This is a genomic window from Anaerovibrio sp. (assembly GCF_051866355.1).
GTDB lineage: Bacteria > Bacillota > Negativicutes > Selenomonadales > Selenomonadaceae > Anaerovibrio.
This window is the reverse complement of sequence record NZ_JBJDWZ010000064.1, coordinates 1-16,018: the sequence shown is the minus strand read 5'-3', so window position 1 is coordinate 16,018 and position 16,018 is coordinate 1. Positions and strand designations below refer to the sequence as shown.

Annotated in this window: 13 protein-coding genes, 2 tRNA genes and 1 riboswitch; all 15 genes read right to left on the bottom strand. The window is 55.0% G+C overall.

The genetic code is table 11. From position 1 onward, the window contains the following. Positions 1 to 309, bottom strand: a 309-nt coding sequence (locus ACI3UA_RS03810; protein ID WP_439723502.1) for a formate/nitrite transporter family protein, incomplete at its 3' end; no start/stop codon positions are given. A 46-nt stretch (positions 310 to 355) separates the two neighbouring features. Then, a riboswitch (ZMP/ZTP riboswitch) is annotated at positions 356 to 436 on the bottom strand. Between the two features lie 70 nt (positions 437 to 506). Then, positions 507 to 1,079 carry an anthranilate synthase component II gene (locus tag ACI3UA_RS03805; RefSeq protein ID WP_439723501.1) on the bottom strand — a complete coding sequence of 191 codons (573 nt, stop codon included), beginning with the start codon at positions 1,077 to 1,079 and terminating at the stop codon, positions 507 to 509. After that, entirely contained in the window at positions 1,060 to 2,556 is a 1,497-nt protein-coding gene (gene trpE / locus ACI3UA_RS03800) for an anthranilate synthase component I (protein WP_439723500.1), read from the bottom strand. The genes ACI3UA_RS03805 and trpE overlap by 20 nt, the downstream gene beginning before the upstream one ends. A 34-nt stretch (positions 2,557 to 2,590) precedes the next feature. Further along, positions 2,591 to 3,379 carry a tryptophan synthase subunit alpha gene (gene trpA / locus ACI3UA_RS03795; RefSeq protein WP_439723505.1) on the bottom strand — a complete coding sequence of 263 codons (789 nt, stop codon included), beginning with the start codon at positions 3,377 to 3,379 and terminating at the stop codon, positions 2,591 to 2,593. Further along, on the bottom strand, positions 3,376 to 4,566 hold the full coding sequence (trpB, locus tag ACI3UA_RS03790; RefSeq protein WP_439723499.1) for a tryptophan synthase subunit beta: 1,191 nt from the start codon (positions 4,564 to 4,566) through the stop codon (positions 3,376 to 3,378). Before trpB ends, trpA begins: the two co-directional genes overlap by 4 nt. A 73-nt stretch (positions 4,567 to 4,639) precedes the next feature. Further along, complete coding sequence (gene trpC, locus ACI3UA_RS03785) at positions 4,640 to 5,419, bottom strand: indole-3-glycerol phosphate synthase TrpC (RefSeq protein WP_439723498.1); 780 nt, start codon at positions 5,417 to 5,419, stop codon at positions 4,640 to 4,642. Then, complete coding sequence (locus tag ACI3UA_RS03780) at positions 5,416 to 6,051, bottom strand: phosphoribosylanthranilate isomerase (protein WP_439723497.1); 636 nt, start codon at positions 6,049 to 6,051, stop codon at positions 5,416 to 5,418. Before ACI3UA_RS03780 ends, trpC begins: the two co-directional genes overlap by 4 nt. A gap of 34 nt (positions 6,052 to 6,085) precedes the next feature. After that, the gene (gene trpD, locus ACI3UA_RS03775; protein WP_439723496.1) at positions 6,086 to 7,105 is read right to left on the bottom strand and encodes an anthranilate phosphoribosyltransferase; all 1,020 of its coding nucleotides are present in this window, start codon (positions 7,103 to 7,105) and stop codon (positions 6,086 to 6,088) included. A 574-nt stretch (positions 7,106 to 7,679) separates the two neighbouring features. After that, positions 7,680 to 9,683, bottom strand: a complete 2,004-nt coding sequence (ligA, locus tag ACI3UA_RS03770; RefSeq protein WP_439723504.1) for an NAD-dependent DNA ligase LigA — start codon at positions 9,681 to 9,683, stop codon at positions 7,680 to 7,682. 79 nt (positions 9,684 to 9,762) lie between these two features. Next, positions 9,763 to 12,222, bottom strand: a complete 2,460-nt coding sequence (gene pcrA / locus ACI3UA_RS03765; RefSeq protein ID WP_439723495.1) for a DNA helicase PcrA — start codon at positions 12,220 to 12,222, stop codon at positions 9,763 to 9,765. Positions 12,223 to 12,368: 146 nt separating this feature from the next. Further along, positions 12,369 to 13,298 carry a manganese-dependent inorganic pyrophosphatase gene (locus ACI3UA_RS03760; RefSeq protein WP_439723494.1) on the bottom strand — a complete coding sequence of 310 codons (930 nt, stop codon included), beginning with the start codon at positions 13,296 to 13,298 and terminating at the stop codon, positions 12,369 to 12,371. Positions 13,299 to 13,383: 85 nt separating this feature from the next. After that, on the bottom strand, positions 13,384 to 13,866 hold the full coding sequence (locus tag ACI3UA_RS03755; protein ID WP_439723493.1) for a tRNA (cytidine(34)-2'-O)-methyltransferase: 483 nt from the start codon (positions 13,864 to 13,866) through the stop codon (positions 13,384 to 13,386). A gap of 19 nt (positions 13,867 to 13,885) precedes the next feature. Beyond that, on the bottom strand, positions 13,886 to 15,550 hold the full coding sequence (gene ilvD, locus ACI3UA_RS03750; protein ID WP_439723492.1) for a dihydroxy-acid dehydratase: 1,665 nt from the start codon (positions 15,548 to 15,550) through the stop codon (positions 13,886 to 13,888). 222 nt (positions 15,551 to 15,772) lie between these two features. Next, positions 15,773 to 15,849 (bottom strand) — tRNA-Met (locus tag ACI3UA_RS03745). A 6-nt stretch (positions 15,850 to 15,855) separates the two neighbouring features. Further along, positions 15,856 to 15,931: transfer RNA gene (locus ACI3UA_RS03740), tRNA-Thr, on the bottom strand. Positions 15,932 to 16,018: the final 87 nt, after the last annotated feature.

The following is a 16,018-nucleotide window of genomic DNA, read 5'->3' as shown; positions in this document are numbered from 1 at the left end:
GTCGCCGCAGATGGAGGTCATGCGCTCCGCAAGGGCAAAAAAGCCTGTACCGGCCAGATTGCCCAGCCAGATAACCGCCAGCCTGGCCAGATAATCAGGCCCATTGTCAAAAATATAGCACGCCTTGCCAGTAAACAGGGCATAGCCCCTGGTACACACCACAAAGAGCCCCACCGTAAATAGTACAGCTCCTGCTACATTGCCGCCCGTAAAGGCGTCCTTCAGACGCAGAAAAACCGTGCCGCCCAAAGCGATGCACATGCCCGCCAGCACCGAGCTGACGAAAAGCCTGCCATTTTCTTTCACCATCAACACACTCCTTGCAAATACAAACAAAAAAGGCCGCCATCCGGGCACCTTCTGCCCAGACGGTCGGCCATAATCTCATTCGCAATTCATGTGGTCAATTCCACTTCCGTCAGTCTTACGAACACTGACATTGTACAATAATTGCCCACCTGCGTCAATAGAAAATCAGTCATATATATTTTCGATGGCGGCATGCCTCATTTCAGCACCCGGCTGAGGAAGTTCTTCATCATCACATGCCCGTCAGGGGTGAGGATGGACTCAGGGTGGAACTGCATGCCCTGAATGTCGTACTCCTTGTGCCTTAGCCCCATAATCATGCCGTTTTCCAGCTCAGCTGTCACCTCAAGGCAGTCAGGCAGGCTGTCACGCTCCACAATCAGGGAGTGGTAGCGCCCCACCTCGATATCCTGCGGCAGTCCGGCATAGATGCCCTCGCCGTTATGCTTCAGCTTTGAAGTCTTGCCGTGAACGATTTCCCCGGCACGGACTACTTTGCCCCCAAAGACCTCGCCGATGGCCTGATGGCCAAGGCAGATGCCCAGCACAGGCACCCGGCCCTTCATGTGGTCTATCAGTTCCTCCGTAATCCCCGATTCCGACGGAACGCCCGGCCCTGGCGAAATCACGATACCGCTGTATTTCCGCCCTTCCACCTGGCTGACAGTGATTTTATCATTGCGGACAACCTCAACCTCTGCCCCCAGCTCGCACAGAAGCTGGTAAACATTGTAGGTAAAGGAGTCATAATTATCTAAAAGCAACAACATCGTTCTCAACCTCCTCTACCACGGTAAACATAGCCTTGGATTTCTGCAGGATTTCCTTGTACTCGAACTCCGGCTTTGAATCATACACAATGCCGGCGCCTGACTGGATATAGGCATTGTCCCCGTCAATAAACATGGTGCGCAGGGTGATGCACATATCCATGTTGCCGTCAAAATCCATGTAGCCTACCGTACCGGCATAAGGGCCGCGCTTTACCGGCTCCAGCTCGTTGATAATCTCCATAGCCCGCAGCTTTGGCGCACCGCTGACGGTTCCCGCCGGGAAGCAGGCCTGCATGACATCCATAGGCGTATAGCCCTTTTTCAGATTGCCCCGCACCTCGGAAACCATGTGCATTACATGGGAGAACCTTTCCACCTGCCTCAGCTTGGTGACAACCACGGAGCCAGGCTCGCTGATGCGCCCGATATCGTTACGCGCCAGGTCCACCAGCATGGAATGCTCGGCACATTCCTTGATATCGTGTTTCAGCTCCGCCTCCAGCGCCCTGTCCTCTTCCTCGCTGGCGCCGCGGCGGCGGGTTCCGGCAATCGGATAGGTATAGACATACTCCCCGGCCACCTTCACCAGCATTTCCGGCGAAGCCGCCACAAACTTTTTCCGGCCAAAATTCAGATAGAACATATACGGGGAAGGATTCACCTGCCGCAGACGGCGATAGAACAGGAACGGCGGCTTGGTCAGCCTGGTGCGGAACTGCTTGCTCGGCACCACCTGAAATATATCTCCCGCATTGATATATTCCTTGCACTGAGCAATGGTATCCGCAAAGGACTGTGGCATCTCGCCATATTCCTTGAGAAAATCCAGTTTCTCCTGCCGTGGCGGAACCTTGGCCGAGGTGGCGAGCACCGGCCTGTACAATTCCTCCACCAGCTCCTGCATTCTGGCCTCAACCCTGTCATACAGCACATCGAGGTTTTCCGCGTTCTTTACATCTGCCAGATAAATCAGCTGGGAAGCATTTTTCTGCTGGTCAAAGACCATCAGCACCCTGCAGATCATAAACTGGCCCAGAAGCTCATCCTCCGCCACCTCAAGACCCCGCACCCGGTCAAAGACGGCGGCCGTCTCATAGTTGAAATAGCCAACCGCACCGCCATTAGCCAGAGGCAGCTGCTGATTGTGCAGGGCGGATTTCAGCCCCTGCATATAGCGGTTCATGGTTTCCACCGGACTGCCGTCCAGTGCCTTCATCTGGTCGTCCTCCTGAATCATCAGGCGATTTTTATAAATCTGCAGATTTATAAAAGGCTCCGCCCCGATAAAGGAAAAGCGTCCGAATTTCTGATGGGCATCCACCGATTCCAGCAGAAAGCCCTTGGATTCCCCCACCAGCTTGTAATACATGGACACAGGCGTATCCAGATCAGTATCTATGGATGTGGCCACTGCCACAAGATTGGCCGTTTCTGACAATCTCTTAAATTCTTCTCTCGCCGGAACCAGCTTCATATTCTGTCACCTTCTCGCAAAATCACCAAATAATTTACATCTCATCAAGGGCCTGGCGCAAATCACCAATCAGGCTCATGGCTTCCTCTGTCCTGCCCTCCATGATGCGCTTGACCACGGCAGAGCCTACGATGACTGCATCTGCCTGACGGGCGGCCTCCACGGCCGCCTCCGGGGAGCCGATGCCGAAGCCTACGGCACACGGGGTAGCGCTCTGCTTCTTCACATGCTCGATAACCCTGTTGATAGGGCCGTAATCTATCTTCCTCACGCCGGTAACGCCGTTGATGGATACGCAGTAGATGAAGCCGTCCGCCGTGGTGCAGGTTTCGCTGATGCGCTCATCGGTGGTGCCGGGAGTGACAAATTCCACCAGATGCAGTCCCTGCTCCTTGCAGGCCTTCTTCATATCCCCTGATTCCTCGTGAGGAACATCCGGGATGATAAAGCCGTCCAGTCCGGCTGATTTGGCATCAACAGTAAATTTCTCAAAGCCATAGTTCAGCATGTTGTTGATATATCCCATGGCCACCAGCGGTATCTGGGAGGATTTGCGGATTTCCCTGACGATTTCCAGCACTTTCTTTACGGTCATGCCATTCTGAATCGCCTGATAGGAAGCCGCCTGAATCACCGGGCCGTCAGCCATCGGGTCAGAAAAAGGCACTCCCAGCTCGATAATGTCCGCACCGGCCTTTTCCGCTTCCAGCACCAGCTTTACGGTAGCCTCTGCGTCCGGCATGCCGGCGGTTATATAGATAATCAGGCCCTTCTTGCCTGCATTTTTTAATTCCTGAAATTTATTCTCCAAACGGCTCATCAGTCAATCTCCTCTCCCAATGCTCTTGCTACCTGCTGTACATCCTTGTCGCCACGGCCTGACAGGGTAACCACTACTACCTCGTCCTCATTTGTATCCGGCATCAGCTTTTCCAGATAGGCCAGCGCGTGGGAGCTTTCCACCGCCGGAATGATGCCCTCGGTCTTCGTCAGCAGCTGGAAGGCATCCAGTGCTTCCTTGTCGTTAATGCCTACATATTTTACCACGCCCTGGTCATGGAACATGGAATGTTCCGGGCCAACCCCCGGATAATCAAGTCCGGCCGAGATGGAATACACCTCTATGACCTGCCCGTCCTCATCCTGGGCCAGATAGCTGTACGCGCCATGCAGTACGCCCGGCCTGCTGTCAGGATTGGAAAGGGTCTGGGCGTTGTCACCGATGGCAGTGCCACGGCCTGCCGCCTCCACGCCAAACTTGTGCACAGCGGCATCATCCCTGAACTCGTAGAAGGTGCCGATGGCATTGGAGCCGCCGCCTACGCAGGCCAGCAGATAATCAAGGCGTCCGCCGGTCTCTTCCTTAATCTGCTCACGGATTTCCCGGCCGATGACGGACTGAAAATCCCTGACCATGGTCGGATACGGATGAGGGCCTACGGCAGAGCCGATAATATAGTGCGTATCATCAATGTGTGCCGCCCAGTAGCGGATAGCCTCGCTGGTGGCATCCTTCAAGGTGCTGGTGCCGGTAGTGACAGGCACCACCTCTGCCCCCAGAAGCTTCATCTTGAAGACATTCAGCTTCTGGCGCTCAATGTCCACAGCTCCCATGAAAATCTTGCACTCCATGCCGAAAAGCGCCGCCACGGTGGCAGTTGCCACGCCGTGCTGTCCTGCGCCGGTTTCAGCAATCACCCGCTTCTTGCCCATGCGCTTTGCCAGAAGTGCCTGCCCCAGTGCATTGTTAATCTTGTGGGCACCGGTATGCAGCAGATCCTCGCGCTTCAAATAAATCTTCGCCTTGCCGTAGTGCTTCGTCAGATGCTCCGCATAGTACAAAAGGGTCGGACGCCCTGCATACTCCACGTAGTATTTTCTCAGCTCCGCCAGAAAATCAGGGTCCTCCTTGTATTTGTTGTATGCCTCTTCCAGCTGGTTCAACACCGGCATAACAATCTCAGGCACATACTGTCCGCCATACTTGCCAAATCTACCTTTACTAGCCATTATCCATTTCCTCCTGTAATCATCATCTATCTGTATGAAACATCTTTATACTGTATGCCGCCCGCATAGCCTCTCACTGCATGCTGGCGAAATTCTCCGTCTGCCCGTACACATCAGGGGCCGTGGACAATCCCTCGCCCACCAGAATGCCGTCAAGCCCTGCATCGTGCAGCAGCCTTGCTTCCTCCACCGTATGGATGCCGCTTTCACTTATCAGCGTCCTGTTCCTGTCCGCCAGCGGCAGCAGGTCAAGGGTGTTCTGGATGGTCGTCCTGAAATATTTCAGATTGCGGTTATTGATGCCGATGAACTGGGCCGGCGTTGCCAGCGCCTTGGCCATGTCTTCCTCGTCATGCACCTCTATCAGCGCATCCATGCCCAGGCTCCAGGCCAGATACAGATAATCCTTTAGCTGCTGACCGGTAAGGATGCGGGCAATCAGCAGCACTGCATCCGCCCCCAGCATTCTCGCCTCGTAAATCTGATACTCATCAATGATGAATTCCTTTCTCAGCACCGGGATGTCCACAAGGCTCTTGACCATGGTCACATCCTCATTCTTGCCCAGAAAATGCTCATCCGTATGCACGGACAGCATGGAAGCGCCTGCCTGCTCATAAATCTTCGCCAGCTCCGCCACCGTGTGATTGTGCCCGAAATTTCCCTTGGAGGGGGACTGCAGCTTGCACTCGGCTATGAGGTTCCATCTGCTCTGGCGGAAGCGGTGGGACATGGCGAAGGTTCCTGCCTGCTCCTCTGCCCGCCGCTTTACCTCGTACAGCGGCAGGGCCTTCTTCGCCGCCGCCACCGTTTCCTTTTTCTTTTCTACGATTTCTGCCAATATATCTCTCATAGCTTACCTGCCTCTTTCAAAAACTCCCTTATCAGCCGGGGAGATTTTTTTCTGTCTATTTCCATGGAGCTGGAGGCATCTATGCCATAGGGCTGGAAGATATCCATTGCCTCCCTGACATTTTCTATCCCGATGCCGCCTGCAATAATGTACGGTTTCTTTACCTTTTTTATTTCTGCGGCGGCGCTCTGCCAGGCAAAGCTGATGCCGCTGCCGCCTTCTGTATTTTTGCTGTAGCTGTCTATCAGAATCAGGTCCGCCGGATAGCGGTCCGCCCTTTCCGGCGAAAAATCCTCACCATAGCGGAAGGCCTTGATGATGCTGTAGCCTCCGGCCTGCAGGCGTCCGGCGTATTCCTCTGTTTCGTGTCCGTGGAGCTGTACAAAATCCAGACCGCAGTAGTCAGCCAGACGGCTTACCTCATCCAGCGGCTGATCCACAAAAACCCCCACCTTGCGGCTCCGGGGAACCATCTGGCAGATTTCCCGCACCAGGTCAGGCTCTACGTAGCGCCAGAACCTGCTGCACATGATAAACCCCAGAAAATCCGCACCCTCCGCAGCCGCCAGCGCTGACCGCATGTCCCTGATGCCGCATACCTTGACCTTCACGCCGGTGTCATTCATCATCATAACGACCTCACCACCATTCTCACAGTTCCGCCTCTCAGGCACTCAGCTTCTGGCTTTCCTCAATCAGCTCCTGCAGCTTCTTCAGTGCCGCACCGGAATCAATCAGCTCATTTGCCATCTTGATGCCCTCGGCGATGGAGGATGCCTTGTCACCGGCGTAGAGAGCAGCGCCTGCATTCATCACCACGATGTCGCGCTTGCTTCCCTTTTCCTCGCCCCGGAGAATCTTCAAGGTAATCTCTGCGTTTTCGCTCGGCGTGCCACCGGCATAATCGGCCAGCGTCCCAGGCTTGAAGCCGTAATCAGCAGGATTGATTTCGTAGGTTGTGATTTCGCCGTCCTTAATCTCGCTGACCTTGGTCTTGGTGTTGGTGGAAATCTCATCCATGCCGTCACCGGAAGCAATTACCATGGCATGCTTTACGCCGACTTCTTTCAGCACCCCGGCAATCAGCTCCGTCAGCTCCGCATCGTAGATGCCCACCATCTGATAGTCAAGGCCTGCCGGATTGATAATCGGGCCCAGGAGGTTGAACACCGTGCGGAAGCCCAGCTCCTTTCTGGTCTTGGCCACATATTTCATGGCCTGATTGAAGGCCGGGGCAAAGAGGAAGGCAATGCCGATATTGTCGATGATTTTGCCTGCATCCTCCGGCGTCAGGTTGTACTTGACGCCCAGCTCGCTGAGCACGTCCGAACTGCCGCTGGCACTGGACACGCCACGATTGCCATGCTTGGCTACGGATACGCCGCCGGCCGCCAGCACGAAGGCCGCCGTGGTGGAGATGTTAAAGGTGTTCTTGGTATCGCCGCCGGTGCCGCAGTTGCACATTACCGGCTTCTGATGCGGCACATGGGAGGCATGGGCTATCAGCGTTCTGGCAAAACCGGCAATCTCATCCACTACCTCGCCCTTCATCTTCAGCACTGACAGGAAGCTGGCAATCTGGCTCTCATTGGCCTCGCCGGTCAGGATGATATCCATGGCCCTCCCTGCCTCCTCCTGGGTAAGATTCTCATTGTTCATAATCTTGGTAATGTACTGCTTCAACATGATAACTACATCCTTTCTTCATTCCGTAAATCAAAATAAAAAACCATTTCGCTCCAGGTACAATCCCTCGCTACATCTGGCTTCGTGGATTATACATGGGGCGAAATGGTTTCGCGGTGCCACCCAATTTCGATATCCTATCCCATGGCTGTGCCTGCCGGGACGGCCGACAGCAACAAACAAAAACGGCATTTCATCCCTAACGAGACGAAATGCCGTGCCACTCGATACGATATCCTCTTGATACGGGAAACATCCTGACAAGCATCAGCCGCTTCCGATATCTCAGCCCTGTAACGGGGGCATCCGTTCCAGCCTACTCTCCGATGTGCACCGGATTTCGGTGAACCCTCCTGGGACCATTCGCTGAAGGCTTAACACCGGTCATCACACCAACCCGCTGACGCGGCACCGGCTCGCTGAAGATAAGTAAAATCAGTTACTATTTCCCATTCTATGGTTTAAAGCTATTCACTTTCGGGAGCCCTGCTCCCTTCGACGTTTTGTATATTACACCTTTTTGTCCTGCTTGTCAACACTTTTGTATAAAAATTTTAACCAGTTTTTCTAGTGCCTATTTCAGCATGGCCAAAAACTCCGCCTCATCCATGATGGTTATGCCCAGCTCCTGCGCCTTTGCCAGCTTGCTTCCGGCGGCCTCACCGGCCAGCACATAATCCGTTTTTCCGGATACAGAGCCTGCCGCCTTGCCACCGTGGGCTTCAATCAGCGCCTTTGCCTCATTGCGGCTGAGGGTTGGCAGGGTACCGGTCACCACCACGGTCTTGCCGGCCAGCTTTTCATCCACTATGCCGCTGTCTTTCAGCTCCATGTTGACACCGGCAGCCCTAAGGCGGCTGATGATGTCCACGTTCACCGGATCGCGGAAATATTCGTAAATCGCCCTGCTGCTGATTTCGCCAATGTCATTGACAGCCCTGACCGCCTCTATGTCGGCCCGGGCCAGCTTTTCCACCGACCCGAAGTGCAGCATCAGCTCACGGGCGGCCGCCTTGCCGATGCCGGAAATGCCAAAGCCTGCCACCAGCCGCTGAGGCTCGTTGCCCTTGGCCTTTTCGATGGCCTCCAGCACCTTGTCCGTATTTTTTTCCTTGCCGATAAGCCCGGAGGCAATCATCTCATCACGATGCCTGTCCAGCACGAAAACATCCGCAATATCCTTTATCAGCCCCGCTTCAATCAGGGCATGAATATTCTGCTCCCCCATGCCCTTGATATCCATGGCGTCCCTGCCGGCAAAGTTGATAATATGGTTCTCCAGCTGGGCCGGGCAGGAGGGATTGGTGCACCTGATATCAGCCGTATTTTCCTCCCTGACCGCCCTGTGGCCGCATACAGGGCAGGTATCTCCGATGAGGAAGGGCACAGCGCCGTCAGGCCGCCGCTCATGGCACACGGAACGCACCTTGGGAATGATTTCACCGGATTTGAACACGCGGATGGTATCGCCAATCCGTATATCCAGCTCGTCGATAAAATCCTGATTGTGCAGGGTCGCCCTCTCCACCCGCGTGCCGCAAAGCTGTACCGGCTCAAAGACAGCCGTAGGGGTGATGCGCCCGGTGCGCCCTACGGAAAGCTCAATATTCAAGAGCCGGGTTTCTTTTTCCTCCGGCGGATATTTGTAGGCCACCGCCCACTTTGGCACCTTGGAGGTCTGCCCCAGCTGTTCCCGCTGGGCAAAGCTGTTAAGCTTTACCACGGCGCCGTCAATATCGTAGGGCAGATTGCCGCGGGACGCTCCGATGGCATCAATCGCCGCCATGACTTCCTCGGCGGTGTGGCAAACCCTGTAATCATGAATAACCTTCATGCCCTGCTTTTTCATAAATTCGTATGCTTCCGTGTGGCTGGCAAACTCCCTGCCCTCTGCCGCCTGCAGGTTAAATACAAACATGGACAGCTGTCTTTCCTTGGTAATGCGGCTGTCCAGCTGGCGCAGGGTGCCTGCCGCGCAGTTTCTTGGATTGGCAAAGGCTTTCAAGCCCAAAAGCTCCTGACGGTCGTTGACGCGGGCAAAGGCCTCCCGGCTCATGTACACCTCGCCCCGCACCTCGAAATAAGGCAGGCTGTCTTTCAGCTTCTGCCTGATATCCTTGATGACGCGGGCATTTTCCGTCACATCCTCCCCCTGTGTAACGCCGTCGCCGCGGGTAACTGCCTGAGAAAGTACGCCGTCACGATAGCGCAGTGCCAGGGAAAGCCCGTCGATTTTTTCCTCCACCACAAACTCCGGCGCTTCCAGCACCTCAATAGCGGAATTCACAAATTCCGCCACCTCCGCCTTGGAAAAGACATCCTGCAGGGAGAGCATCGGCACATCGTGCTGAACCAGCACCCCTGCTTCGCGCCGCGCCGTGCCGCCTACCAGCTGGGTAGGGGAATTCCGGGTAATCAGCTCCGGATACTCCCCCTCCAGCGCCTTCAATCTCTGCATCAGCATATCATACTCATAATCGCTGATTTCAGGATTGTCATTGTCATAATAGCACTTGTTATGATGGCGGATTTCCTTTCTCAGCCTGTTCAGTTCCTTCTTGACCGCGCCGATGTCCATACTGCCCATATCCTCGCGATACGCATCCATGCCGCCTGCGCCGCCTTTATTCAATTCCGCGCTTTTTCTGTCCATACCCTTACACCTTCTTCAATGGCGCGTATTTCTGCATCAGCTTTTTCAGCCCGATGCCCGGAAAATTAATCTGCAGCTCCGTTTCCTCGCCGGAGCCGGAAACGCCTACAACTGTACCGGTTCCCCATTTGCTGTGGGAAGCCTTGTCACCATTTTTCCACTGAATGCTCATATCAGGGCGCGTCAGGGATTTGGCGCCCATCTGCATCCCCCTGGCAATGGCAGGATTGACACTGCGCACCGCGGACAATGCCTCCAGCCCTGACATAGGCTGTCCCTTGCCGGCCGCCGGGCGGCTGATGCCGCTGGAAAAATGCGGTGCAAAACTGCCGTCACCGGAAGCTCCCCGCCTTTCTACCGTGCCTGCATTGGGCGAATTTTTTGCGGTAAATCCCCCGGCACTGCGGCTGTAACCGCCGTAGCCGAAACTGCCGCCGAACCTCCTGCCGCCAAAGCCGCCGCCCTCATAATCATTGTATCCCTCAAAGCCGCCATTATCCTCAAATCTCCTGCGGCGGAAGGCCAGCTCCTCTTTCAGCTCACCGGGAATTTCCTCCAAAAAGCGTGATGGTTCATAGACATTGGTACGGCCATAGATGGTGCGCATGCCTGCGTAGGTCATGTACAGCTTCCTCTGGGCGCGGGTTATGCCCACATAGCAGGTACGCCGCTCCTCCTCCATTTCCTCCGGCTCCATCAGGGTACGGGCATGGGGGAACATCCCCTCCTCCATGCCTGCCATGAACACCACCGGAAATTCCAGGCCCTTGGCCGCATGCAGGGTCATCAGGGTAACGCGCTCTTCTTCCAGCTCCGAATCATCAATATCGGAAAGCAGGGCCATTTTGCTCAGGAAATTCTCAAGATTCGGCTCTTCCTCCTCTTCCTTCTCAAAATCCTTCGCTACGCCCACAAATTCCCGCAGGTTTTCGATGCGGGACTCGTTCTCGATTTTCTTCTCCGCCTTGTCATTTTTCAGGGCTTCCAGATAGCCTGTCCTTTCCATCACTTCATCTATCAGGTCGGACACGGCCAGCTTATCCATGCGCTCCATCAGCTCCAGCAGCAGCAGGGCAAACTGCTTCAGCGGGTTGCGGCTTCTGGCGGTCAGCCCCGGCACGGCAGACAAAAGCTCCTCATTGGCAATCACTTCAAAAAGGCTCAGGTTATTCTCCACCGCGTACACCATCAGCTTATCCACCGAGGCCGCACCGATGCCCCGCTTCGGCACATTGATGATGCGCATCAGGCTGATGGTATCCAGCGGATTGAACATAACCCTGAGATACGCCACGATATCCTTGATTTCCATGCGGTCGTAGAATTTCAGGCCGCCCACCATGGTATAAGGCAGTCCCACCCGCATGAGGGCATCCTCCAGCACGCGGGACTGGGCATTGGTGCGGTACAGAATCGCCATATCGCCATAAGGGGCCTTGTATATATCATGCTGTTTGCTGATGGTGTCCGTGATAAAGCGCGCTTCATCACGCTCATCCGAGGCCAGATAAGTGGTAATCTTATCCCCCTGGGCATTGTCCGTCCACAGGCGCTTTTTCTTGCGGTGCGGGTTGTTCTCAATCACCGCGTTGGCCGCCGCCAGAATATTCTTGGTGGAGCGGTAATTCTGCTCCAGCATGATGGTACGGGCATCAGGGTAATCCTTCTCAAAATTGAGGATATTGCTGATGTCAGCGCCGCGCCAGCCGTAGATGGACTGGTCTGCATCGCCCACCACGCAGAGATTGCGGTAGCCCCCGGCCAGCAGGGTAGTCAGCTGATACTGGGCTCCGTTGGTATCCTGATACTCATCCACCAGAATATACCTGAACCGCCTCTGATAGCGGCTTCTGATTTCCTCGTTTTCCGACAGCAGGGACACCGTTACCAGCAGCAGGTCATCAAAATCAAGGGCATTGTTCTCCCGGAGCATGGCCTGATATTTTTTGTAGACCTCTGCCACCTTTTTCTGATAAAAATCCGCCGCCTGCGCCTCAAAGGCCAGCGGCCCCAGCATCTGGTTCTTGGCATTGGAAATAGCATTGCGGATGCCGCCCGGATTGTACTGCTTCTCGTCAAGGTTCAGCTCCTTGATAACCTTCTTGACCGCAGTCTGGGAATCACCGGAATCATAGATGACAAAATTGCTCTTGTACATGCCGGTGGCCTCAATCTCGCGGCGCAAAAAACGGGCGCAGAAGGAATGAAAGGTGCTGAGCCAGATTTCCCTGGCATAAGGGCCAATCATATTCTCCACACGCTCCCGCATCTCGGCGGCCGCCTTGTTGGTAAAGGTTATTGCCAGAATACTATAAGGGGCAACTCCATGCTCCAGCAGATTGGCAATCCTGTGGGTAAGCACCCTGGTCTTGCCGGAACCGGCCCCTGCCATAATCAAAAGAGGGCCTTCCAGACATGCCACTGCCTCCCTCTGGTCATCATTTAAGCCGCTAAAAATATCCAAGCCGTTTCTCCTCCTAATGCCGTCAAAATACAAAATCTACCGCCTCTGCGCCGCCACTGCGAAAAAAAGGCGGCACAGACATGTACCATAAGAGGTACTGTCTTATGCCACCATGTTCATACAGTATAGATGCAGGCAGTAAAGAATTACAGCTTCGCTGCAGCCTCGGTCAGCTGAGGAACAATCTGCTTCTTGCGGGACATAACCCCCGGCAGATAGATGGAATCTCCGGATGCATCCTTGCCAAAGGCGTCAGCAATCAGCTGTTTTGGCTCGCCCACAAATACCAGCTCCGTGGACTCCTCCATGATATCAGTAACCATCAGCAGGGCCAGGTCATAGCCCTCTGCCTGGCAAAGCTCCTTCATGGCCGCGGTCAGCTCTGCCTTCTTGGCCAGAATGTCAGCAGTATCCATCACGGAAATCTGGCTGACGATAGCCTTGTAACTGCCAAAGGAGAACGGCTTGGAATCAGTTCTGGCAATCTGGGCAGGCGTCAGGTCACCCAGATCAGCACCGGCCTTCAGCATAGCCATGCCGTATTCCTTCAAATCCACCCCGGCAATACCGGCCAGCTTTTCAGCCGCATCCTTGTCCTGCTGGGTGCAGGTCGGGGACTTGAAGAGAACAGTATCGGAAATGATAGCGGACAGCAAGAGGCCTGCAATCTCCTTTGTCAGCTCCACTTCCCAGCGGTCAAACATCTTGGCAACGATGGTTGCGGTACAGCCAACAGGCTCAATATGCACGAAAATCGGGTTGGCGGTATTGATGCCGCCCAGACGGTGATGGTCGATAATCCCCTGCAGGTCAGCAGCGGCCAGACCGTCCACTGCCTGTCCTACCTCATTGTGGTCCACCAGAATAACCGGCTGCTTTTCCTCTACGGACTGCACCAGCTCCGGGGCCTCAACCTTGAAATAATTAAGGGCGTACTGGGTTTCCTTGTTCACCTCGCCCACGCGGATTGCCACAGCATCCACGCCCAGGCCGCGCTTCAGGGCGGCATAGCCCAGCGCGGAGCAGATAGAATCAGTATCAGGATTTTTATGACCGGTAACAAATACTTTACTCAAAATATTTTCCTCCTAAATATCGAATATCGCCTAAATATATCAAAAACACAACTAACACAGCCGGATGCTCAAAAACAGCCTTCTTTCAGCTTCTGGTCCCCGGCCCCGTCTGCAGCAGATTCACATAATCAAGCTGGCGCATGGCCTCATAGGCCACAACCGCCACAGCATTGGACAGGTTGAGGGAACGGGCTCCCTCAATCATGGGGATGCGGATACAGCTCTCCCAGTTGGCTTTCAGGATATCCTCCGGTATGCCGGCAGTCTCCTTGCCAAAAACCAGCATGTCCTCCCTGCCAAACTGCGCCTCGGAGTGAGCCCTGGGCGCCTTGGTGGAGCAGTAATGAAAGCAGTGCCCCGGATACATTGCCTTTACCTCGGCAAAGCTCTCATGGACATGCACCTTCACCAGATGCCAGTAGTCCAGCCCCGCACGCTTCAAATGCTTGTCATCAATGGAAAATCCCAGGGGCTTCACCAGATGCAGTTCTATACCCGTGGCGGCGCACAGGCGGGCAATATTGCCGGTGTTGCCGGGAATTTCCGGCTCAATCAATACAATGTGCATTCCTGTCACCTGCCGCCTGTCAATCGCAGTCAGCAGTAACTACCGCACCCTTGGAAGCGGAGGTAGTCAGCTTGGCATAGCGGGACAGATAGCCGGTCTTAATCTTCGGCTCAGGCTTCACCCAGGCAGCCCTGCGCCTTGCCAGCTCCTCATCGCTGACACGCAGCTCCAGCTTGCGGTTCGGAATATCAATATCGATGATGTCCCCGTCCTCAATCAGGGCAATAGGGCCTCCTGCCATCGCCTCAGGGGAAACATGGCCGATGCAGGCGCCACGGCTGGCACCGGAGAAACGGCCGTCCGTAATCAGGCCCACCTTCAGGCCGCGGCCGGAAATAACGGCGGTAGGGTTCAGCATTTCCTGCATGCCAGGGCCGCCCTTCGGGCCCTCGTAGCGGATAACCACCACATCACCCTCCACAATCTGGCCGTCCATGATGGCGTTGACAGCAGATTCCTCGGAGCTGAAACACTTTGCCTTGCCGGAGTAAACCAGCATATCCTCTGCCACGGCGGAAGCCTTGACTACGGCATTCTCAGGGCAGAGATTGCCGGACAGGATGGCAAGGCCGCCCTCCTTGCGGTAAGGCTCCTCCACAGTCCTGATAACATCAGGGCGAAGCGTCCTGGCATCGGCAATCTTTTCCTCCACAGTGCCCACGACGGTCATGGCATCGGTGTGGATAACGCCCTTCTTGGACAGCTCCTTCATGACGGCGTTGATGCCGCCTGCTTCGTTCAGGTCAATCATGTGATGGGCGCCTGCCGGGCTGAGCTTGGCAATATACGGCGTGCGGCGGCTGATTTCATCAAACTTGGCAGCCGGCAGCTCGATACCTGCCTCATGGGCAATAGCAGTCAGGTGAAGAACCGTATTGGTGGAACCGCCGATGCCCATATCCACGGTAATGGCATTCTCAAAAGCCTTCTCGGTCAGGATATCCCGCGGCCTGATGTCCTTCTCAATCAGGTTCATGATAACCTGTCCGGCGCGCTTGGCCAGCTGGCGGCGGGCACCGGTATAGGCGGCAGGAATCGTGCCGTTGCCCGGCAGTCCCATGCCGAGGGCTTCCGTCAGGCAGTTCATGGTGTTGGCAGTAAAGAGGCCTGCGCAGGAACCGCAGCCAGGGCAGGCGGCGGCCTCGATGGCAGTCATGTCAGCCTCGGAAATCTTGCCGGCGGCAAACTCACCGGCGGCCTCGAAGGACTGGCTTACGCTGATGTCGCGGCCATTGTAACGGCCAGGCAGCATAGGGCCGCCGCTGACAACCACGCAAGGAATGTTCAGGCGGGCAGCAGCCATCAGCATGCCGGGCACAACCTTGTCGCAGTTAGGAATCAGCACCAGGCCATCAAAACCGGTAGCAGTGGCCACGGCCTCAATGGAGTCAGCAATCAGCTCACGGCTGGCCAGGGAAAACTTCATGCCGGTATGCCCCATGGCAATACCGTCGCACACGCCGATAGCCGGGAACTCCATCGGCGTACCGCCGGCCGCCGCCACCCCCAGCTTGGCGGCCTCAGTTATCTCACGCAGGTGGATATGCCCCGGAATAACCTCGTTGAAGGAATTGCAGATACCGATTAAAGGCTTCTTCAAATCCTCCGGCCCAAAGCCCATAGCATTAAACAAAGAACGATGGGCGCACCTGGTCGCGCCCTTCTTAACAACATCAGACTTCATTGCACAACTCTCCTAAAATAAAAATTCAGTTTCATATTATTTTACACCAAAATCACCATTACGCCAATAGCAAAACAAAAATTTGTTTAAAATCAAATGCTCAGGATATATCCTGCCACCAGCAGATGATATAATGCCGCGGCAATCCCCGCAATCATGCAGTATACGGCCATTTTTGCGCACAAAAAAGCCCCGGCCTGCTACCGGGGCAAAATCATCAGATGGTGGCTGCGAAGAGACTTGAACTCCTGACACTCCGGGTATGAACCGAATGCTCTAGCCAGCTGAGCTACGCAGCCATATAATGGAGCTGATAACCAGAGTTGAACTGGTGACCTCATCCTTACCAAGGATGCGCTCTACCTACTGAGCTATATCAGCATGTTTGCACAGCTACAAACAGCAGACGCTGTTTGGTTGCGGGAAGAGGACTCGAACCTCTGACCTTCGGGTTATGAGCCCGACGAG